Annotated in this window: 22 protein-coding genes; 7 read left to right on the plus strand and 15 right to left on the minus strand. The window is 37.1% G+C overall.

All coding sequences use genetic code 11. The features are described 5' to 3' along the window. Positions 1–111: 111 nt before the first annotated feature. Together MKZ25_RS09640 and MKZ25_RS09645 are read right to left on the minus strand one after the other, a co-directional pair. Entirely contained in the window at positions 112–957 is an 846-nt protein-coding gene (locus MKZ25_RS09640) for a DUF6612 family protein (protein ID WP_340801269.1), read from the minus strand. A gap of 189 nt (positions 958–1,146) precedes the next feature. Then, positions 1,147–1,605, minus strand: coding sequence for an RND transporter (locus MKZ25_RS09645; RefSeq protein ID WP_340801270.1), 459 nt, complete (start codon positions 1,603–1,605; stop codon positions 1,147–1,149). Between the two features lie 218 nt (positions 1,606–1,823). On the opposite strand from MKZ25_RS09645, the gene MKZ25_RS09650 reads away from it, so the two are divergent. Beyond that, positions 1,824–2,918: an acyltransferase gene (locus tag MKZ25_RS09650; RefSeq protein ID WP_340801271.1), complete on the plus strand. Its 1,095-nt coding sequence runs from the start codon at positions 1,824–1,826 to the stop codon at positions 2,916–2,918. Between the two features lie 370 nt (positions 2,919–3,288). Here the strand turns inward: MKZ25_RS09650 and deoD are convergent, their stop codons facing one another. Together deoD and MKZ25_RS09660 are read right to left on the minus strand one after the other, a co-directional pair. After that, the gene (gene deoD / locus MKZ25_RS09655; RefSeq protein WP_079526826.1) at positions 3,289–3,996 is read right to left on the minus strand and encodes a purine-nucleoside phosphorylase; all 708 of its coding nucleotides are present in this window, start codon (positions 3,994–3,996) and stop codon (positions 3,289–3,291) included. Positions 3,997–4,185: 189 nt separating this feature from the next. Then, the gene (locus MKZ25_RS09660; RefSeq protein WP_340801272.1) at positions 4,186–4,410 is read right to left on the minus strand and encodes a YozE family protein; all 225 of its coding nucleotides are present in this window, start codon (positions 4,408–4,410) and stop codon (positions 4,186–4,188) included. Positions 4,411–4,502: 92 nt separating this feature from the next. On the opposite strand from MKZ25_RS09660, the gene MKZ25_RS09665 reads away from it, so the two are divergent. Next, positions 4,503–6,290, plus strand: coding sequence for a methyl-accepting chemotaxis protein (locus MKZ25_RS09665; protein ID WP_340801273.1), 1,788 nt, complete (start codon positions 4,503–4,505; stop codon positions 6,288–6,290). A gap of 41 nt (positions 6,291–6,331) precedes the next feature. Here MKZ25_RS09665 and msrB read toward each other — a convergent pair whose 3' ends face one another. The 5 genes from msrB to MKZ25_RS09690 form a co-directional block, all read right to left on the minus strand. Beyond that, complete coding sequence (gene msrB, locus MKZ25_RS09670) at positions 6,332–6,760, minus strand: peptide-methionine (R)-S-oxide reductase MsrB (RefSeq protein ID WP_340801274.1); 429 nt, start codon at positions 6,758–6,760, stop codon at positions 6,332–6,334. Further along, positions 6,761–7,288 carry a peptide-methionine (S)-S-oxide reductase MsrA gene (gene msrA / locus MKZ25_RS09675; RefSeq protein ID WP_340801275.1) on the minus strand — a complete coding sequence of 176 codons (528 nt, stop codon included), beginning with the start codon at positions 7,286–7,288 and terminating at the stop codon, positions 6,761–6,763. 16 nt (positions 7,289–7,304) lie between these two features. Continuing rightward, positions 7,305–7,877, minus strand: coding sequence for a YpmS family protein (locus tag MKZ25_RS09680; RefSeq protein WP_340801277.1), 573 nt, complete (start codon positions 7,875–7,877; stop codon positions 7,305–7,307). Between the two features lie 4 nt (positions 7,878–7,881). Continuing rightward, positions 7,882–8,784 carry a GDSL-type esterase/lipase family protein gene (locus MKZ25_RS09685; RefSeq protein WP_340801278.1) on the minus strand — a complete coding sequence of 301 codons (903 nt, stop codon included), beginning with the start codon at positions 8,782–8,784 and terminating at the stop codon, positions 7,882–7,884. A 158-nt stretch (positions 8,785–8,942) separates the two neighbouring features. Further along, the gene (locus MKZ25_RS09690; RefSeq protein ID WP_340801279.1) at positions 8,943–9,788 is read right to left on the minus strand and encodes a DegV family protein; all 846 of its coding nucleotides are present in this window, start codon (positions 9,786–9,788) and stop codon (positions 8,943–8,945) included. A gap of 197 nt (positions 9,789–9,985) precedes the next feature. On the opposite strand from MKZ25_RS09690, the gene trhA reads away from it, so the two are divergent. Beyond that, positions 9,986–10,630, plus strand: a complete 645-nt coding sequence (gene trhA / locus MKZ25_RS09695) for a PAQR family membrane homeostasis protein TrhA (protein WP_340801280.1) — start codon at positions 9,986–9,988, stop codon at positions 10,628–10,630. Between the two features lie 53 nt (positions 10,631–10,683). On the opposite strand, the gene MKZ25_RS09700 is transcribed toward trhA, so the two are convergent. The 3 genes from MKZ25_RS09700 to MKZ25_RS09710 form a co-directional block, all read right to left on the minus strand. After that, positions 10,684–11,154 carry a dihydrofolate reductase gene (locus MKZ25_RS09700; protein WP_340801281.1) on the minus strand — a complete coding sequence of 157 codons (471 nt, stop codon included), beginning with the start codon at positions 11,152–11,154 and terminating at the stop codon, positions 10,684–10,686. Between the two features lie 12 nt (positions 11,155–11,166). Further along, the gene (locus tag MKZ25_RS09705; protein ID WP_340801282.1) at positions 11,167–12,144 is read right to left on the minus strand and encodes a thymidylate synthase; all 978 of its coding nucleotides are present in this window, start codon (positions 12,142–12,144) and stop codon (positions 11,167–11,169) included. Positions 12,145–12,383: 239 nt separating this feature from the next. Then, entirely contained in the window at positions 12,384–12,575 is a 192-nt protein-coding gene (locus MKZ25_RS09710) for an ABC transporter permease (protein ID WP_340801283.1), read from the minus strand. Positions 12,576–13,012: 437 nt separating this feature from the next. Between MKZ25_RS09710 and MKZ25_RS09715 the strand changes: the two genes are divergently transcribed. Then, positions 13,013–13,348 (plus strand): DUF378 domain-containing protein, encoded by a 336-nt coding sequence (locus MKZ25_RS09715; RefSeq protein ID WP_340801284.1) that lies wholly within the window; start codon positions 13,013–13,015, stop codon positions 13,346–13,348. Positions 13,349–13,978: 630 nt separating this feature from the next. Here the strand turns inward: MKZ25_RS09715 and MKZ25_RS09720 are convergent. After that, positions 13,979–15,333 (minus strand): IS3 family transposase gene (locus tag MKZ25_RS09720; protein ID WP_340801285.1). Its coding sequence is split into 2 segments (ribosomal slippage): positions 13,979–14,880 and positions 14,880–15,333, totalling 1,356 coding nucleotides; the frame shifts between segments, so codons are not numbered across the junction. Positions 15,334–16,163: 830 nt separating this feature from the next. Here MKZ25_RS09720 and MKZ25_RS09725 point away from each other — a divergent pair. Continuing rightward, complete coding sequence (locus MKZ25_RS09725; RefSeq protein WP_340801286.1) at positions 16,164–16,787, plus strand: copper amine oxidase N-terminal domain-containing protein; 624 nt, start codon at positions 16,164–16,166, stop codon at positions 16,785–16,787. Between the two features lie 108 nt (positions 16,788–16,895). Here the strand turns inward: MKZ25_RS09725 and MKZ25_RS09730 are convergent, their stop codons facing one another. After that, positions 16,896–17,489, minus strand: a complete 594-nt coding sequence (locus tag MKZ25_RS09730; RefSeq protein WP_340801287.1) for a YpjP family protein — start codon at positions 17,487–17,489, stop codon at positions 16,896–16,898. 747 nt (positions 17,490–18,236) lie between these two features. On the opposite strand from MKZ25_RS09730, the gene MKZ25_RS09735 reads away from it, so the two are divergent. After that, a complete protein-coding gene (locus tag MKZ25_RS09735; protein WP_340801288.1) occupies positions 18,237–18,467 on the plus strand; it encodes a DUF2188 domain-containing protein in 231 nt (76 codons plus the stop codon). A gap of 241 nt (positions 18,468–18,708) precedes the next feature. Here the strand turns inward: MKZ25_RS09735 and MKZ25_RS09740 are convergent, their stop codons facing one another. Beyond that, positions 18,709–18,906 carry a hypothetical protein gene (locus MKZ25_RS09740; RefSeq protein ID WP_340801289.1) on the minus strand — a complete coding sequence of 66 codons (198 nt, stop codon included), beginning with the start codon at positions 18,904–18,906 and terminating at the stop codon, positions 18,709–18,711. A gap of 673 nt (positions 18,907–19,579) precedes the next feature. On the opposite strand from MKZ25_RS09740, the gene MKZ25_RS09745 reads away from it, so the two are divergent. Beyond that, positions 19,580–20,635 carry a nucleoid-associated protein gene (locus MKZ25_RS09745; RefSeq protein WP_340801290.1) on the plus strand — a complete coding sequence of 352 codons (1,056 nt, stop codon included), beginning with the start codon at positions 19,580–19,582 and terminating at the stop codon, positions 20,633–20,635. Positions 20,636–20,671 lie beyond the last annotated feature (36 nt).

Raw genomic sequence — 20,671 nt, forward strand, 5'->3', positions numbered from 1 at the left:
TCAGTTTACAAGCGACTAGAAAAGGATAGACATCATTTTTTTTCTTTCGTTTCATATTAAATAGAAAAAAGCAGCGATTTCCGCCAATAAGTGGCCTCGCTGCTTGATTTATTATTCGGTTTTAGCTTGTTTGATCACTTCATTCGGTATATTGATTTCTTTTACTTCATCAAATTTCGAATAGACAATGTTCGCATCATTTTCAATCGTTGTTTCCTGGCCCTCTACATTTGTAATGATTTTAAGGTCCATATCCATTTCTTTTATATCAAACGTATCTTTTGCCACAACAATTTTATATTGTGAATCTTCAAAAGACATGTTCTCAAGAATTTCACCATTAACCTCCATAGATTCACCTAAACTTGCTCCCATTTGCGATAGTATAAACTGCTTGAACTCATCGCCTTCAATGTTCAGCGTTAACAAATAATTTTTAACATCCTGTTCGAAGCTGAAATCTTCTATAAATTGCTCAAGCTGTTGGAGTTGCTCTGATGCATCTGCCTGAGCACCGGTTTGAGCTAAAAGTTGTTCATACTGTTCATCAGGCATTTTCAACCATTCATTCGACTCGCCGTTTAACATGTAAAAGCCATCTTCTTCTGTCATATACATTTCAATTGGCATTTCCATTTTTTCGTCGCCCATATTCATCTCAACGGTACCTTTCGAGTACATCGCCGTCGGATTTTGCTGAATATCCATTGCCAGATTGGAGTTGCTTGTGATTTCCATCGATTGACCCTCCATCACGAAGCTTGTCACCTGATCCATCGTTGTTTCGGCATGAACACTTTTCAAGTTCTGCTGCCGCTGCAATGCATTCTCGTATACTTGCTGTAATGTTAAATTCGCTTCGCTATCAGTACCCTCGACCGGTTCGGCTGTATCTCCGCAGCCTGCAACAAGTGCAATCGATAATGTGGACATCGCGAATAAGTATCGTTTTTTCAAATTGATTTCAACCCTTCCTTAAGTAAACTTCTCTATCCATACCCTAATTTATTGTATTTATATCGTGAATTTTGAAATTAGTTTGAATGAATTAAGTACGCTTTGAAAATATTGTCTGGATAGAGTGCATTATTTTAGGAATGACGGATAAAATAAAAAGTGTCTACAGGCATAGACACTTTTTATTCCTCACCAATTCAATTTAATTCCGTATTGTTCATTTAAAAACACATGCAACTCTTTGTACGTACAAAGGGCAATCCCGATGACAATTTCATTTTCATTCATGTCTTTTTCGATTTTGAGGTTGTTTTCAAAAATGTGAAAGTTCATCGGCAAAGCTTTAATGTCCACACTAATATTATGTGCAGCTTTGTTGCGCCAATAATTCAGCAGCCATAAGTTTTCAAATAGTTTTTTTTCGATTAATCCTAATGCATAAACAGAATATACTTTAGTGCTGTAATTGGAGCTCGCCATTGGGATATAAGTTGACTGATCTTTAAAGCTCCTTACTTTCGGCAGCTTTTCCTGAATCAAATGGTTAATGGCATTTTCACAAAACAGACTAACCGTGACAATATTCGCTAACGGATCCACTGTGCTTGAGATTCGATCAACAAATTTCTTCGCTACTTCCTGACTCATCCCCTCACTCCTTTTTTTCCTATTTGGCCGTCATTTATGTGCTTTAAAATTGTCGGTAACTCAGTTTGCCCACCACATGAATATGCTATGCCAATATTCCAACAGGAAATTCCCCCAAAAAGCCCCAAATGTTTATAACAAAATAGGAAGGGTAAAAATTGTTTAATAGAATTTCAAATCTGGATTTTCTATATTATAAAAATCGGAAAGAGATGCTTATGAATCGTAAATTAGAAGAAGTGCAATTCGCTCGAGCATTTGCTATGTTCGCAGTACTATTTGTACATTTTAGTTCATCTGGTTTAGGTGCAATGGAAGTTGGCACGAATATGTTTTATATGTATTCAAGCTTCAATACACTAGGTAAACTTGGTGTTCCGGTATTCTTTTTCTTGAGTGGACTCGTCTTGCTGTATAGTTACCGGAATCGGGATTTCAATTTTGGAACGATTAAAGCCTTTTACATTAAACGCATGAAATATATTATTATCCCGTATATATCGATTTCACTCTTATATTTCATCGGTAAGTGGATGATTTACTATGATTACACGGCCGTAGAAGCAGTAAGAACATTTACGGTGCAATTATTTACCGGAAAAGTCTATATGCATTTATACTTTTTGTTTGTACTTATTCAATTTTATTTAATATTTCCGTTTATTTTGTTTATATTTAAAAAATTCAATTTGAAAGTATTGCCTGCTTTGATTGGTTCACTTATCATTCAATTTGCTTGGTATTACTTAAACAAAAATTATTTCGTTGTTACATCACGCGGCTCCTACTTTATTTCTTATTTACCTTTCTTCGTAACAGGTGCTGCAGTTGGTTTTCATTATTTGCGGTTGGATGAAAACTGGAATCGTTCAAAGAAGTGGCTATCATTTTTTATAGTAGCAGCATTTTTAATTTCAGCAATCACACTAATAATCGGGGATATTACATTACAAATGAATACGTTAAGTAACTGGCTACCACCATCTGACTACCGTACGCTTATTTTGGATGGCTTTTATACCGCTCTTGGACTAACGGGCGGATTTATGTGTATTTGGCTTGGAAAAATGGTCATCAGTATAGATAATTATAAGTTAACTGATTTTTTAAACCGATTGGCAGCAATGTCTTTTGGCATTTATCTATTCCATCCGTTCTTCCTGATTTTCACCAGATTGTTGATACCAGGTGGTACACCTGTCGTCTTTCATTCATGGCAGCTAATTACAGCCGTTGTGGTTACAGCCATTAGTTGGATGATTACGCGCCTAGTTTCAAACATCCGATATGGTTGGTTATTAATCGGAAAATAAAACAAAAGGGGCCGGAACATAACCCAAAAACACTATTTTCCTCTGAGAGGAAAATAGTGTTTTTTTGCTAAGCGTTAAAATTGATTTCCATTCCGGGACGCTTTCCACGGGCACGGCCTTACACGAACGTCTCAGGCGTCGTGCTGTTCCCGTAGGAGTCGCCCTGCATTCCAATCAATTTTCCGAAATATCCGTTTCTTAATAAAGAATTCCTTCTTAGTCACTGGTAATTCTACTTATGTCCCAGCCTGTTCATTGTTCAAAACCTGATCGACATAAAATCACTTGATTTAAAAAGATAAAAAGAGGCAAGCCACCTTTTTGGTCGCCTGCCTCTAGTTTTAAGGGATCAAAGCCCTTTTAATCACTGTTAGTCTTGAATCGCCGCTTCCAACGCAATTACCATCATGTCATTGAACGTAGTTTGGCGCTCTTCAGATGAAGTTACTTCACCTGTCAGGATGTGGTCAGATACTGTTAGTACTGTTAAAGCTTGACGGCCGAATTTCGCTGCTAATGTGTATAGTGCAGATGTTTCCATTTCAACTGCTAATACGCCATATTGCGCTAGTTTTTCGTTTTGTGCTTCGTCAGAATAGAACATATCAGCAGTGAAGATATTTCCTACACGTACGTTTAAGTTCGCTTCTTTTGCAGCATTGTAAGCTTTCAGTAATAAATCGAAATCCGCAGTAGGTGCATAGTCGATTGTCCCCCCGAAAACAACACGATTCATGTTAGAATCTGTAGATGAAGTTTGTGCAATAATAACGTCACGTACTTTCACGTCTTTTTGGATCGCACCACAAGTACCTACACGGATCAGTTTCTGGACACCGTATTCTTGCATTAGCTCAGTCGCATAAATTGAAATAGATGGTACACCCATGCCTGTCCCTTGTACAGAAACGCGCTTCCCTTTATACGTACCTGTATAGCCAAGAATATTACGTACTTCATTATATTGTACAACATCTTCTAAAAATGTTTCGGCAATATATTTTGCACGCAATGGATCTCCTGGTAATAGTACGATTTCTGCTATGTCGCCTTTTTTGGCATTAATATGAACGCTCATCTAAAAACCTCTTTTCATCATAATTCTTCTAAATTGTAAACGTTTTCGAATAAACATTCAATCGTTAGACGTCTTGCTTCTCAAAAAAATTGAAGAAAAAACAATATTTGGACAAATTAACGAATTTTTTTACGAAGGCACGTCCTATTTCAATATACCCTATCTGACGTTTAGCATGCAAAATATTGCTTATAATGAAAATTTATTCTCATACAGGTCCCATAATTGGTCAAAAGCGCCTATCGTCATATATTCATCGGATTGAAATTCTATATAATTTGTGAGTTCTTCAAAGCTGTCGGACATTTTTGGAAAGGCGTGATCGTGAAACATACTTTCGGCAAAACGCACCTTTTCGTCCGACCACTCCCCTCCTCTAAATGTAAGTGCAAAATGATAAAATGATTTTTTCAATTTTTTCCCTCCTTTATATATTTTTCACAATATATAGTGTAAATTTCCTATCCATGTAGTAAAATAGTTAAATACTGATTTTTCAGAAAGTGGTGAATAATTTGCGAAAAAGCAAGAAAACTAAACCTGATAAAGAAAAACTAAGGAAAAAATTTATTAATCCGAAAGCCTCATTTCACTTTTTTCATTTAATACGAGGTAAAATTCTACTTACTTTCACTATTTTAATGGCAATAATTATCGCTATGCAAATTTTGTCGTATATTAATATAACAAATTTGGAAAAAAACTTGCGAGAATTTGCAGAAGAAAATTTACAGCAGCAAATGCATATTAACAGTTTAGCTTCAGATATTGCAAAGCTTTCAAGCCATGAACAAACTTACTTAATTACAGGTGACGAAAAATTTCTTCAATTATATGAAGAGACAAAGGAACGAATACATACAAATTTAACATCTGTTGAAGCGTCATTCAAAAATCAGGATGAAGAACTCAAAATTGTCGGGTTAATCCAACAGTTTTACGCTAATTATTTATCCTATTCTAAATCGACAATTGAAGTGCGTCAAAAATATGGCTATGAAAATGCCGCCAAACTTTTTGCCAATAGCGGAAGTCAAAATTTCAAAAGTTATATTGATGAAAACACGGGTAAATTGATTCAAATACTTGAGCAGCGCAATGAAAAAACTATTTCAGACTTGGAACAGTTTGCATTCGCCTCTAAAATAATGATTTCTGCCCTAACAGGAGTTGCTGTTATTTTAACAATTTCATTAGGTTATATTTTATCGAAATCAATACGGAGAAATACGAAAAAGATTAATGAATCGATTCTGGATATCGCCCAGGCTGGCGGTGACTTGACACGGCGCGTGAATGTGAAAACAAAGGACGAATTTTCAATTATAGGTGATTCCACAAATATTTTAATCGACTCGATATCCGCATTGGTTAAACGTGTCTCAAGCCTAGCCGAAAACGTATCCGGAAGTTCACAGGAATTAATGGCACTTGCAGATGAAAATGCTCGAACAATAGATTTTATTGCTGATTCTACGATGAACATCGCGAGTGACAGCAGTGAAATTTTAACCAGTATCGGAAATGCGGGAAATGAAATGCAAAAATTGGAACAATCGATGCACGTATTAGATGAAAAGGCACGAGAAGTTCAGCAAGCTGCATCTGAAATGAAAGAGGCTGCACATAAAGGAAGCAAATCGGTGAACCATTCATCAACTGTCATGCTTGAAATCGAAGAGACAATGGCTACAACTTCTGATACAGTTGAAAAATTAGGGGAAAAATCCAAAAATATTACTTCTATTATCAGTACAATAACAGCGATTGCCGAACAAACAAACTTACTTGCATTAAATGCGGCGATTGAGGCTGCTCGGGCAGGAGAACATGGAAGAGGTTTTGCTGTTGTAGCGGCTGAAGTTCGTAAACTTGCCGAACAATCCCAAAAGGCTGCGAAAGAAGTATCGGCCATCGTTGGATCCATTCAAGCAGAAGTCAAGTCCATTATTGAGCAAAATCATACAGGGGTTGAAAAAGTAATCCGTGGTGTGGATGTGACGAATGAAACGACCAGTTCTTTACAAAATATATTACTGCAAACAGAAAAAACATCTGATATTTTAACACAGATGGTTGCTCAGATTGAACAAACTTTAAATAATAGCCAAGGTGTAACTACATCGTTCGTACATGTTGCCGCGATTGCAGACAATACTGCTGTCAATACGGAACGAAGTGCAGCTGCCGCATCTCAGGGATCTGCCTCTATGGAAGAAATTAATGCATCTGCTGTGGAATTGGCATCACAAGCAGATCACCTTCGAAGTGTTGTCAATGAATTTAAAATATAATATAAAAAACTCGCTCATGGGACATCCATAAGCGAGTTTTTTTATTCAAACAATGATTTATATTCAGCGTAACCTTCTTTTTCGAGATCCTCTACAGGAATAAAGCGCATTGCCGCTGAATTAATACAATAACGCAATCCACCTAATTCTTGCGGACCATCCGGAAATACATGACCTAAATGGGAATCAGCTGTTTTACTGCGGACTTCTACACGACGCATACCGTGTGATGTATCAAAATGCTCGGTCACCTCTACTTTTTCAATTGGCTTTGAAAAAGATGGCCAGCCGCAGCCTGCATCATATTTATCTTTTGAGCTGAAAAGCGGCTTTCCTGAAACGATATCCACATATATACCATCTTCGAAAACATCATTGTATTCATTGCGGAATGGAGGTTCCGTTCCTTGGTTTTGTGTAACATGATACTGCATATCTGTTAACTCTTTCAAACGCTGCTCTTTATTCATTTATTTCGCCCCCCAGTGTTTTTCAATAAATCCTGCACGCCCTGAACCAACAGAATAGCGTTCGTAGTGTGCCGGGTTCTTCTTATAGTAGTGCTGATGATAAGCTTCTGCTGCGTAAAATGGCTTTGCTTCAAGAATTTTAACGGCAATCGGTGATTTGAATTTTCCGCTCGCCTCCAGTTTGGACTTAGATAGTTCCGCAATCTGCTTTTGAACATCATCATGGTAAAAAATCGCCGTTGTGTATGATTCGCCACGGTCATAAAATTGACCGCCCGCATCTGTCGGATCAATCAGTGTCCAATAAAGTTCAACCAGTTTTTCATAAGGATAAATTTCAGGATCAAACGTAATTTGAACTGCCTCCAGATGGCCTGTTGTTTCACTGCATACTTGTTCGTATGTCGGGTTTTCAACATGCCCGCCCGTATAACCAGAAACGACCTCTATAATCCCGGGCTGTTGATCAAACGGCTTTACCATACACCAGAAGCAGCCCCCTGCAAATGTCGCTTTTTCATATGCCATTAACATTACCTCCTATTTACTTCGTCTGGTTTGGAATAACTACTTCCAACTCTATTTTATCATTCGGTAAATCAATTTCCTTAGCGCGCACTCTTGAACCGCTAGCGATATTGATGCGCGACAGATCAACATAAATTTCCTCGTCATTTGGTTTCACCGTTATCCAGTTTGGAAAATTAACCGCATCATCAATCATTTTCAGGACGGTTTTTGGAGGAATATTTACTTTGCCCACATGGACAGCCTCTTGATTCAGTGTAATATTACCATTATTTACAACAGGAATGAAATCCATCTGTATCGGTAATTCGATATTAAAAACAGTTAGTGTACTGTATAAATAAATTTTATCATCCACTGTCAGCTCTACCGGTACCGGTGACTGGTTCATAGCTTCCGATAAATATTGTTTTGCGATTGCTTCGAATTCTTTAGCTGTCGTTTCCACAGTCAATATATTGCCCTCAACAGGGAGTGGCGGCTGTTCGGTTGCCTGTTTAACATCAGCAGTTATTAAATACAGCAATGTGGCAAATGTTATGAGTACTGCTCCAGCCAATAATAAAAATGCGACTTTCCATTTGTTCATCTTCTCACTCCTCAAATCCTAATAAACCGTCTGACATCTGCTCAATATCACATTGTTGCATTGTTTCAATGATGCGTCTTGTCATACGATCATATCCTGTGCTATTCGGATGAAAGAAGTCTACATGATATACCATATCCTCGTTTGATACAAATAAATCCTCTACAGATACGAAACACGCATTTTCATCTGTGGCAGCAAGCTTTTCGATTTCATCATTCCACTCCGATATAATCGGATCAAAAGGTGTTATCTCATCGACTACGATTGAAAAGGGATTATAAAACCCAACTAAAATAATCGGCGCATCAGGATTTACTTTACGAATTTCGGCAATAACTTGCTCGTAGCGCTCAGCAAATCGTGGCAATTCCTTATCAAACATAGACTTTTTCATTGAAAACAAATTCTTTTTTACAATTTTCATGACATCATTACCGCCAAGTGTAATCGTGATCAGATTTGCTTTTTGGAGCTCTTCTTCATAGTGGCCCCGCTCTAGTAAACTTAACAGCTGGTCACTGCGTCTACCATTTTTACCTCGATTATCGAGTTCCACTTCCTCTACCATCGGCCATTTTTCCAGCTCCTGCTGGAGACGAATCGTGTAGCCATAATCCTGGGTTTCGTCTCCAACACCACGCGTAAGGGAATCGCCTAACGCTAAATAATAAACCGATTGTGCATCTTCTTCCTTACGATCAGACCAGTCTAGTTGAAATACATCATTTATAATATCAAAAAAGCTCGTATTGATTGTTTCTTCGTTTTCGGCTTCTGTTTCTGATATAGACAACTCATTGGATGAATTGTCGGATTGTTGTGCTTCTTCTATTTGTGGGTCAATTGTAACGGAGCATGCGGACAAGAAAATGACAGCTAATGATGTGAGTACTAACCGCCACATGCAACTTCCCCCTTTTTATTTTGTTATTTCATTATAAAATATTTTCCCCGCCTTTAGGAATGATTTGCCTATAAAAATAGTGATATATCAGAAAATATTTTTTTCAGTTTATAAAAAAAGTAATTCTAAAGTGAAAATCCTTTAGAATTACCTTTGAACTATTCTGTATAATAAATAAAGCCGATTGCACCTTCACCTGTATGTGTACTAATTACCGGTGACGTAAAGGCAACTTCCACTTTACCTGTATAACCCGATGATTTTACCTGTTCAATCAACGGATTCACTAATGTATCCATTGCATTCGCATGAGAGATGCCGACACCAGCCACTTTTTTACCTTGAGTATCCTTTTCAAATTCACTCATTAAATATTTCACCACTTGCTTATAGCTGCGCGGTTTTGCACAAATCGTCACTTCCCCGATATCCAGGTGACCAATTGGCTTAATATTCAATAAAGAACTAACGACAGCCTTACCTTTTCCAATTCGGCCGCCTTTTACCATATTCTCCAGCGTGTCCAATGCAACAAAAAGACGTGTGTTTTCACGTACACGATTCACACCCGCAACAATTTCCTCCACAGTAGCACCCGCATTACGCAGACGGATCGCTTCCCGAAGCTGAAAAGCCAAACCAAAAGCAATATAACGCGAATCCATTACGGTTACGTCAGAATCACTCATTTGTGAAGCTTGATTGGCTGACTGATATGTACCGCTCATACTGCCTGTCATATGGATTGATACAATTTTTGATCCATCTTTTCCAAGCTCGTCATATAATTCTTTAAATACACCGGGAGACGGCTGAGAACTTTTTGGAAGTTCTTTTGCTGTTTTTAATAATTCAATAAATGTATCCGGTTGCAAATTTACACGATCTGTATACGTTTTTTCATCAATTTGTACTGTTAATGGTACTACATGAATTCCATGTTCCTGAATTTCCGCGTCTGTTAAATCGCAAGTTGAATCTGTTACGATATGAATTTGACTCAAAGAAAACACATCCTTTTTCTATCTTCCTTACTATTATAAAGAAATCATAATTGTTTACCAATATGACATTTGTCATTGAAGAATGTCCCCGTTTATCACTATTTACATATGACATATAGCAGTATAACATCATGACAACCATCTATCACGAATATTTTAGTTAGGAACTATACTAATATAAAGGAGCGTGATGACTCATGCACAATTTAGACGCATTTGACTACAAAAACTGGAAAGAAGAACTTTGGAATGCCATAACACATGGTATAGGTCTTGCCATCAGTATACCTGCGTGCATCCTATTAATTATTCATTCAGCTGTAAACGGTACCGCCCTACATATAACTTCCTACGCTATTTTTGGCTCATCATTGATTTTACTGTTTTTAATGTCGACATTATTACATAGTGTTCCGGAAAAATATAAACGGTTCTTTTCCATTTTGGACCATTCTTCAATTTACATATTGATTGCGGGTACCTATACCCCGTTTTTACTTGTAGCAATCGGTGGCGTAACAGGAATTGTCATGCTGTGTATTATCTGGTTTATTGCCATATTGGGCGTTGTGTTCAAATGTTTGTTCATCCATCGATTCGAAAAATTATCATTGATACTATATATTTTCATGGGCTGGCTTATTATTTTTGCCATTCGACCATTATATGAATATTTGACGTTTGATGGTTTTATGCTCATGCTTATCGGCGGGCTGCTATTTACATTCGGCGCGATATTTTACGCTTGGACACGCCTTCCGTACAATCATGCGATCTGGCATTTATTTGTTATCGCAGGATGCGGATGCATGGTGGCTTGTGTATATATTTACTTAATTTAAAAGCAAAGGACGTGCCGGATTTAATCATTCGGCACGTCCTTCTTCTATAAAATTCATTTTTCATAAATGCAATACTGGAAAGTGTATCCTGCGTCGGACTCGATAGGCTCGAGGCATGAGATTTGTTTCCAGTCATCGTATGACGGGAAATAAGTGTCACCTTTAAAACTATGGTTGATCAGCGTAATATATAATCGATCGGCAATTTCCATTGACTGCTCAAATATTTGCGCACCGCCAATGATCATTACTTCTTCTTCACCTTCAACAAGTGACAAAGCTTCTTCCAGACTTCCAACCACTTCAATTCCATCGGCTGCAAAGTCTGTATTTCTTGTAATGACAATATTTCGGCGTCCCGGCAGCGGGCGTCCAATGGAATCGTATGTTTTACGGCCCATTATCATCGGTTTTCCCATTGTCATTTCTTTAAAATATTTCAAATCACCAGGTAAATACCACGGCAAATCGTTTTGATAGCCAATGACCCTGTTCTCATCATGTGCAACAATTAATGAAATCATTGTGATCCCCCTTTATACTGCAATAGGTGCTTTAATTGATGGATGCGGATGATAGCCTTCCAGCGAAATATCTTCAATTTCAAAATCAAAGATCGATTGCTTTTCAAGATTTAACTTCAAGATCGGCAATTGCTTCGGCTCACGTGCAAGCTGTTCTTTAACTTGCTCAAAATGGTTTGAATAAATATGGGTATCTGCCATACTGTGCACAAACTCACCTGCTTCCAGACCACATTCATGGGCGATTAAATGCGTCAGCAATGCATAGCTTGCAATGTTGAAAGGCACCCCTAAAAATGAATCAGCACTGCGCTGTGTCAGCATACAGCTTAATTTCCCATCAGCCACGTAAAACTGGAACATTGCGTGACATGGCGGCAAAGCAGCTTTACTGCCCTTTCCTCCCGCATCGATCACATCTTCCGGGTTCCATGCATTCACGATAATGCGACGCGAATCCGGATTATGTTTAATTAAATCGATTGCATCTTGTAATTGATCGATCGATTCTCCCTCGGAAGTTGTCCAGTTACGCCACTGTTTCCCGTAAACATTGCCCAAATCCCCATATTTCGCAGCAAATTCATCATCTTGTAAAACACGTTCGCAAAATGAAGATAACTCAGTTTGATACCGTTCATTAAATGCTACATCAGTAAGGCAGCGTCTACCAAAGTCACTCATATCAGGCCCGCTGTACTCTTCTGATTCTACCCATTTTTTAAATGCCCATTCATCCCAAATATGGTTGTTGTTCTGAAGTAAATAACGGATATTCGTATCACCTTTTATAAACCAAAGAAGTTCACTTGCTACGAGTTTGAATGGTACGCGCTTAGTGGTTAATAGCGGAAAGCCTTCCTGTAAATCGAAGCGCATCTGATAGCCGAAAACGCTGCGTGTTCCTGTTCCTGTACGGTCCGATTTATCGGTACCGTTGTCCAATATATATTGCAATAAATTTAAGTATGTATGATCTGCATGTGCCAATGTATTCACTCCTAAAGAATGTTCTTTCGTTTATTATATAGACTTATGGTAAGAATAACACCTAATCCGTAAAATCGAACCGAAAAGACTACTTAGAAATTTAAAATGTCACAATGAAATCGATATGTATGTATTAAAAAGTGCATAATAAAAGGCGCTACTCGTATTTCGTCTGCTGAGTAGCGCCTTTAGTCAAATGTGTCTAAGTCATCGTATAGCTCAATCGTTTGCGTCAATTTTTATGTTGCCTCCCTAAGTAATGTTTTGTTGTTTTCAAGAATTTGAATCATTTGCAGTAAAATTTTGTCCTCAATTTTTTGAGTACCATTCACTTCTTTCGCAATAATTTTTGTTAATTCCAAAATTGTATTTACGTCGAGCTTATGTTTTTCCGCTAATTGGAATGCTCGCCCTAACTGACCGGTTATCATCGGCAGTCCTCCTTTTTACTATAGTATACAAATATTATACCTTGAGTTACATAAAAATTCACCTTTAATTTTTAAATTTTTCGTAAATTTATTTCAAAAATAAAGGTACACTTTGCTGTCGCATAATAATATTATGATAAATTGCCGGATACTCTATTACCAACGTTAAATAAATAACTTTTGCTTTATTTTCTACGAATTCCGAACTATATATTCTCCTCTTTTTTACTCCGGATATTAATTCCTATTTTTATTTATTTTTATTTTCCAAAGCACATTTTTATTCGTCATTTGATACATTTTCTTTTTAAAAAAAGAAGTATAAACAAATGGTTACCGGGAAAAATACGAGCAGAAATAGATACTTGAATTTCTTCAGTATGTGTTATTACATACCGAATGAACTTCTTTATCTAAAATAAAGGAGATGTTTTTAAATGGGCGCATTATATAGAATTGCCCTCGTACTTGTCATTATTGGGGCAATTAACTGGGGACTTATCGGCTTTTTCAAATTTGATTTAGTCGCATCATTATTTGGCGGACAAACTGCCGGATTATCACGAATTGTTTATGCACTTGTCGGTCTTGCCGGTCTTGCATGCATTCCGCTGTTAATGAAGAATCTTGACGAAGAAGACAATGCTACCGTTACGCATACAAGAGCAACGAACAGACCGAACTATAATATGGAAGCCGGGAAAGAAGCGGATTTCTCAGAATATGCAAAGCAAAAGAACAAAAGCAACAATAGCGACAATAACGAAAAGTAATAAAACTAATAAAGAAACAGACCAGGCTCAGTAATGAGTACCTGGTCTTTTTAAGGTATCCAAAACTTATGTTGGGTAGCCCTTCTCCGAATATTACGATGACTTATAATAAACCAGTAATTATTTTTATCCATCCGAAAATTGAGGTCCATAATATAACACTTAAAATCAAGCCATTAAATAACCCTAAGAAAAACCGGTTTTCCAAATTCACCACTCCTTAAAATTAAGGTTGGCCAAACGAAGATTATTTAAGCTTAAATTTCTTATTTTTAAAATGATGTCCTGGATTTTTTAATTCCCAATTAAATGGTTTGGATCTTATATTCTCATACTTAGTAAAAGTAATGCTTCAACAGAAAACAGCACAGCAGAATATGCTCTGTTATTGATGGATCATTTTGGAATTTATACTGAAAAGTTGTATAGTGAAAGTAGCAAATAAGTTTAATCGGGGTGAATAATGAGTTTTTGGACATGGATAGCAATCATTATTGCATTAGTTAGTGGAATTTTTGCAGCTAATTCCGGAAAGAAGAAAATCGAGAAATAAAACAAGGCTTTAAAAGCTCCAAAAAGCACCCGACCAATAGTGAAGTGACCCCCAAAAGTTAGACACGGTTATTTCGCTTAGGCAGCTTGGGTAAAATGAGTTCGGTAGTGTACCGGACTCATTTTAAATTTGGCCTTTAGACGTTTCGTGTTGTAATAATGAATATATTTTTCGAGCTCTTCTTTAAAGTGCTCAATACTTTCAAATTCTTTTAAGTAAAGGAATTCTGATTTCATGATGCCAAAGAAATTCTCCATCACCGAGTTGTCGTAACAGTTGCCTTTTCGTGACATGCTTTGCACAATGCCTCTTGATTGGAGCGCATGGCGATATTGCTTCATTTGATAATGCCAGCCTTGATCGGAATGCATGAGTAGCTGGTGGTCTTCTGGCAAACGCTCTAATGCTTTATCTAACATTTCTGAAACAAGAGAGAAAGTAGGTCTAGAGCCGATTGTATAAGTAATAATTTCACCATTAAACATATCTAAAACTGGCGATAAATACAGCTTTTCGCCAAATAATTTAATCTCTGAAATATCCGTTGTCCATTTTTCATTTGGTGCTTCCGCTGTAAATTGGCGGTCTAAAATATTTGGGGCAATTTCGCCCACTGAGCCTTTGTACGATTTATATTTTTTCATACGCACCAAACATTTCAAGCCAAGCTCTTTCATGAGGCGCTGTACCTTTTTGTGGTTCACTTTTTGCCCACGATTCGCCAGCTCATCCCGAATACGACGGTAGCCATAACGACCATCATGTTCCTTATAAATGGCTTGAATATCGTCTTTTAATTTCGTGTCTGGATCAGGCAAATCTAATTTCTTTGCGATTTGATAAAACGTACTGCGTGGAATTTCTGCGTACGCTACAAGTGCTTTCACCGAATAAATCTCCCTTAATTCACAAATGACTTTTACTTTGTCTTTCGTGGTGATGCTTCCTTGGCTTGAACTAAGGCATTCAACTTTTTTAAATACGCGTTCTCCATTTCTAACTGCTGAATACGTGCTTGAAGTGCTTCTGTAGAGCCTTCTGTTACTACTTTCTTAGATTGTTTAGCTGATGCTTTTTTCATGGATTGACGCCCCTTTTTCTTTGGCTGAAGGGCGTCCTCTCCTAAAGTTTCGAATTGGTTTTTCCAATTTCGTACGGATGAAGCACCTGCAATTTTAAAAATCGCAGCTGTTTCATTAAGGGACGTACCATGTTCAGTCATATAGTTAAGTACGTCTAGTTTAAATTCTTTTGTATAATTTGTACATCGTCTGACGAACGCTTCTACACCATTCTTTTGATATTGATTCGTCAACGTGAGTAAATAACGATGTGAAATACCAAACTCCGCAGCGACGGCTCTGGAACTTTCCCTGCTCGTTAAATAGCGTTCAACCGCTGCTAATTTTTGTTCGGAACTCATTTTAGCCATGAAAAAAACACCTCATTCGTTAGTATCGTGTCTAACAAATGGGGTGCAGTTCATAGGCGGGTGCTTTATTTTGCTATGATAACCATTTTGGCGATCTGTTGAATTTATTCAGTATAATGGACCGATTTTTCAATTATACCTAAGTGTATTAAATCATTTTCCAAGGAATGGGGGTACTCGATTATTATTGATTTGTTCTCCTGTATCCAAAACCTAATAAATTGTAAATTATTGAGTGAATCCACTACTTTTTGAACTCTATTTCTAATTCTGGGAATGTCCGGATTTGCCATTACATATAAAGATTTTTCGTTACCAATGTTTTTATACTCCATGAGCTTACCTATCTGATTATAGGTATGAATTTTTATTTGCCCCTGTCCAAATACTGTGTTGCTATCATGATTATTTGCATGGGATCCTTTAGATTCGACATAAATCATCCATCCCAATTTTGTCCCTTGCACGTCAATACCTTGCTAGTTCGCTTTCAATGGGTTAGGACTAGAAAACCCTTTCAGTTTCAGAAATTCCCATACCGAATTATTTACTGTATCTTCATTCATTACAAATGGATCAGGCATTATCATTTTACTTAAAAGCCTCGGCATACTTATACCGCCCTTTCTCAGTAACTGTAAAATATCAAAACAAAATGAAAACAATCTTTCATTGATCTCAGACATAAAAAAAGCTTGCTTATCTCTTTCCTCCTACACTTTTCAATAAATACTTTTTTCATAATAAAAATATATATTATTCCAATTTTATAGTAATTATGACTATTTATCCCTATAATAGAAAAGTACTTATCGATAAGGAGGATATCAATGAAAAAATTAATTTCTGCTTTAACCATTTTTGTATTAATTATTATGGCTAGTCCGTTTGCAGAAGCCCATTCTGGCAGAACGGATGCCAAAGGAGGTCATAATTGCAGTCAAAAATCCATATCAAAAGGCTTATGTAGTGGATATCACTACCATAACGGGGGCAGTAGTTCGGGATCACAAAGCAACAGTTCGAATTCCAGCAGCTCAAGTAATTACATAAAGCACCAATACACTCCTACCCCTGAACCTTTACTGACTACAGTGGATGTATATATTGACAACGCTTGGAAAAATTATGATCCAAGTGCTTACATGAAGAATGGTACAACATTAGTTCCGATGAGAGCTATTTTTGAAGGCTTAGGGGCATCTGTAGACTACAACAACAATACAAAAACAATCACAGCTCACAAGGGCTCTAAAAAGATTTCCCTTGCAGTAGGTAATAAAACGGCTTATGTCACTACAGATGGCGTTGGTAGTTCAATAAGTTTATCTCACCCTGCCGAATCCTATAAAAATACAACAATGGTTCCACTTCGCTTTATCAGTGAAGCTTTAGGCGCTACTGTTGAATGGGATAGTATTCTATTGGATGTGAATATCACAACAAGTAAATAGACTATTCAACCGGCTCCAGTTCAATATCTCCTTAAAGCAGAAATACTTATATATCAATGTTTTAAGACATAAAAAAGCACCCGACCAATAGGCGGGTGCTTTATTTTGCTATGATAACCATTTTGGCGGTGTGTTTTTGCTCCAGTAAATTTCGCCAAGGTCGTAATGTTTTGAATAGTTGTCTTCAAACGTATGATAGTGGAAATTGTAGTAGTAGCCATCGAAAGGACGATTTTCTGTTCGTACATGGAAACGGATTACGTCTGATTTCGATTGGCTGTCAACAATATGGAAGATTTTTTCCGAGTAATCTCCACTCGGTTTTTCGGAAACTGTTAAGTTACGCAGTTTTTCATCGCCAACTCGTTCCACTGTCATTGCAATCGCTTCTTCGATTTTCGGGAAAATGTTTGTTTCGAATTGTTGTTCAATAACCGGTCCGACTTTTGTTCCAAATTTTATGTATGATTGTTCTTTTGCGGCGGACACAAAGTCATCGGTTGTTGGCAGCGGTTTTTCATCAACGATAATATCATCCAACTGATAGGCAGCTGAAATATGGTTGTCGCTTGGCCGGTCCAAAACCGATTTGCCAAGGCGGTCTTCATCAAAATTTGCCCAAATTTCATGCTTTGGCGTAATTAAACCAAATGATAATAATGCGACAGAAACAACGAGAGATTTGTAGATCCATTTTTTCAAGTCTATCACCCACTTTTATTATGTATAATTTTAAAACGCTCTTACTTAATATATACGAATATTTCAACAAATAGTTTCATCTTTATTGTAATCATTGTACAATAAAAAAGGAAGATATTGTAGGTTATATTAAGGGAGGTTGTAAAAAATGGACATTGTTATGGGTCTTGGATTATTACTAATGCTTGGGTATATGACTTCTTTATGCTTCACGGACTAATAACTTTATTATGCTCTAAGCAACATCAATACGCCCTAGAATCTTTTATTCATCATATTTCTAGGGTATCTCTTATTTCATCAACTTTGCAGAATAAAGTAAATTGATGTTTCTTTATGGGGCAATTTGGGGCTAGCCCCACAATCAAAATTCACGCTTTGGTGGGCATGTTTATAAAGATGAAAAAAGCAGAACTCTACAATTGCCGTAGAGGAATTCAATTATGTCAGATAGCTTATGTATTCTGTAAGCGACCTCCAACGATTCTTCTTCACTCTTTTCTCCATTTGCTTCTACTTCCTCTGATGAAATTTCGGGATAATTAAATACTTTTTCCTTAAAAATTAATTTAAAAAATTTTCTTTAGTTAGAAATTTTAATTCCACAAGCTCTTCCATTATTTCAATTAATACTGATTTATCAATTTCAACTACCAATTCAAATGCTCCTTCTCTCCCTTTATTCTATTAATGTTCCAATTTTTCTAATAGATTTGATAAAATAATTTTTACATAAAGGAATAGGAGGTGAATATTATACCTGATCAACACGTAATCCCTCATCCAGATGGCGGTTGGCAAGTGAAAGGCGCTGGCAACGATAGAGCTACTTCTAGACATGATACACAACAAGAAGCTATAGAAGCGGCCACTGTCATTGCAAAAACCCAACAATCTGAAGTAGTAATACACAAACAAGGCGGACAAATCCGTGACAAAAATAGCCACGGTAATGACCCTTACCCACCAAAAGGATGACTTACACATGAGAACGAGTGCGTGATATGCGTACTCTTTTTCATTTCCTCCTCCCTTTTCCATTCACCTTGTGGTAACGGTCAAGATTCGTCCCCATAATTTCTTCCCAATCACGTTTGGATAATCTTTCTTCTTCTTCGGACGATGATTGGCATTTAATTTATCTCGTGTATCATCATCGATCTTTCAATGTTTGAGTGTACTAGAAAAAGCCACATCCGTTTGGATATGACTTTGAGTATCACTTTACCTCTTCTATAGAAACAATGTGGTTTGTAAATATTAATTCTGATTGTTCTTCTTTTCCTTCATTTAACACGAATCTTATATAACCAGAATGAAAGGAACCGTCATCTTTTAAATACATTTCTTCGAATTCCTCAAGACTGGCTTTCATCTCTACCTTTTCATCATTGCTTAAACGTAGAATTAAACTCATAACTATCCCCCCTTCACACTAATCATAATGTGAATGGAAATGATTGTCACTACTATATTCCAAATGAATTAATGCCTACCTTTTGAGTGAAGATTATGTATTTATTACTGAAAAGGACAATTATTACTGGTCAATTTGTGTATTTTTATTGAAAGCTGGTGTAATAAATGAACAAGCTGTCATACCGGTAATTGTGAAGTTAATTTTCGCTTCAAGGACTACTAATTTTTATGTGCCATCCAAACCGGTTTGGATGGTTTTTATTTGGAGAATTGGACAAGGGGCCCCCAAGTATTGGGGACCCCTTTAGTATTTAATAGATAGATTTATAAATAAATGAAAGTCTCAACCCGATCATCCGGGGAATTTATATTTATTCGGAGTGCACAACTCCAGTTTTAACCGCGGTAAAATTCTACTAATCTCTTCTAACTTAAGCAACATAGTCCCAACCTGCTACTATGTCCTTGCAGCCCTGAAGCTTGCGCCAGTGTGAATAAGTGTCTTCAAAAACACTAGCAGAAATGCCAATTCATTTATAGCACTATCTAAAATAGCACAAAAACAATCATAACACATATGTTCGCGTTTGTAAACTGATTTTAAGTCCGTGCAAATTCTCCTGATGTCCGCTATACTTGAAAAATCGGAATTTAAAAGGAGCTATGTAAAGATGAATGAAGTTGAAACAATATTATCGATCCAAATGAAACGGATGGCTGTTACATTGCTGGATATGCAGCAAAGCCGTTTTGTGTCTGCAAGTGAAACAATGGATTTATCCGCACTTCAATCTGAGGTGTATAATCAGTTTTTTGAATCCTACATAGATGCAACGATGAATAGTCCGAAATCTGTTGCATGTAAATTTTTAGACCGTGACAATGATATTCTGACAAAAATGAACCGTTATGTAGAATATCCTGATGATACCCACTTCTTATCGCTGGCCAATGATTTATCCAATAAACTGTATCAAATTATGCAAACCGTATCGAACAGTAATGGTTCGGTATTTGTCGCGCATATCGAACTGATTGGTGAAGATTATATTCTACTGTTGAAGCTCGATCCAAAAGACGCGGTACAGATTGATTTGGAAACATTGCATTTGAAAACAATCGAAAATATTTTGCCTGATGCATCCAGCCGTGTACAAAAATGTGCACTCATTCGAATGAATTATAATCCGCTCGAAGAAAATGTTTATGTATTGGACAAGCAATCGGATGGCGAACCGGCAAAGTTTTTCATGGAAACTTTCCTGCAGGCCACTCCGATCGCGTCCGACAAAAAGAAAACAAAAATGCTTATGAAGGAATTATATGAAAAAATCGCGGAATCGATCAATGAAGAGGAGACTCACCATCTACAAAGAGCGATTGACGAGGAATTTGAACACGGTAAATATATCGAGCTCGACGCATCGGTTCATAATATTTATGAAGCGATCGCACCACCGGAGAATCGGGAGGATTTCGTTGAACAAGGCGCCAAATTGTTTATCAATGAATTTACCGACCGCAATCCAGACTTCACGCCTACATTCGAAGTGAAACGGGATGATTTGCATGTTGTCTATAAATCGGCAGAAGGTGAAATTCTCTTCCGCTACGATAAAGGATTGGACAATATTGATGTAAGGCACGACCAGGTAAGCGGTACGTATACGATCACAATCCGTGATGCGGATACAGTAGGGTTTACGCTGCACAAAAAACCGCTATAAAATCATCGATACTATAAAAGAATATAAATAAGGGGC

This window comes from Solibacillus sp. FSL W7-1464, from assembly GCF_038004425.1.
GTDB lineage: Bacteria > Bacillota > Bacilli > Bacillales_A > Planococcaceae > Solibacillus.

Excerpts from the sequence above, each read along its gene's own strand:
- MKZ25_RS09645 (WP_340801270.1), bottom strand. The coding sequence starts at position 1,605 with ATGAGTCAGGAAGTAGCGAAGAAATTTGTTGATCGAATCTCAAGCACA.
- MKZ25_RS09650 (WP_340801271.1), top strand. The coding sequence starts at position 1,824 with ATGAATCGTAAATTAGAAGAAGTGCAATTCGCTCGAGCATTTGCTATG.
- deoD (WP_079526826.1), bottom strand. The coding sequence starts at position 3,996 with ATGAGCGTTCATATTAATGCCAAAAAAGGCGACATAGCAGAAATCGTA.
- msrB (WP_340801274.1), bottom strand. The coding sequence starts at position 6,760 with ATGAATAAAGAGCAGCGTTTGAAAGAGTTAACAGATATGCAGTATCAT.
- msrA (WP_340801275.1), bottom strand. The coding sequence starts at position 7,288 with ATGGCATATGAAAAAGCGACATTTGCAGGGGGCTGCTTCTGGTGTATG.
- MKZ25_RS09680 (WP_340801277.1), bottom strand. The coding sequence starts at position 7,877 with ATGAACAAATGGAAAGTCGCATTTTTATTATTGGCTGGAGCAGTACTC.
- MKZ25_RS09685 (WP_340801278.1), bottom strand. The coding sequence starts at position 8,784 with ATGTGGCGGTTAGTACTCACATCATTAGCTGTCATTTTCTTGTCCGCA.
- trhA (WP_340801280.1), top strand. The coding sequence starts at position 9,986 with ATGCACAATTTAGACGCATTTGACTACAAAAACTGGAAAGAAGAACTT.
- MKZ25_RS09700 (WP_340801281.1), bottom strand. The coding sequence starts at position 11,154 with ATGATTTCATTAATTGTTGCACATGATGAGAACAGGGTCATTGGCTAT.
- MKZ25_RS09710 (WP_340801283.1), bottom strand. The coding sequence starts at position 12,575 with ATGATAACCGGTCAGTTAGGGCGAGCATTCCAATTAGCGGAAAAACAT.
- MKZ25_RS09715 (WP_340801284.1), top strand. The coding sequence starts at position 13,013 with ATGGGCGCATTATATAGAATTGCCCTCGTACTTGTCATTATTGGGGCA.
- MKZ25_RS09725 (WP_340801286.1), top strand. The coding sequence starts at position 16,164 with ATGAAAAAATTAATTTCTGCTTTAACCATTTTTGTATTAATTATTATG.
- MKZ25_RS09740 (WP_340801289.1), bottom strand. The coding sequence starts at position 18,906 with ATGAGTTTAATTCTACGTTTAAGCAATGATGAAAAGGTAGAGATGAAA.
- MKZ25_RS09745 (WP_340801290.1), top strand. The coding sequence starts at position 19,580 with ATGAATGAAGTTGAAACAATATTATCGATCCAAATGAAACGGATGGCT.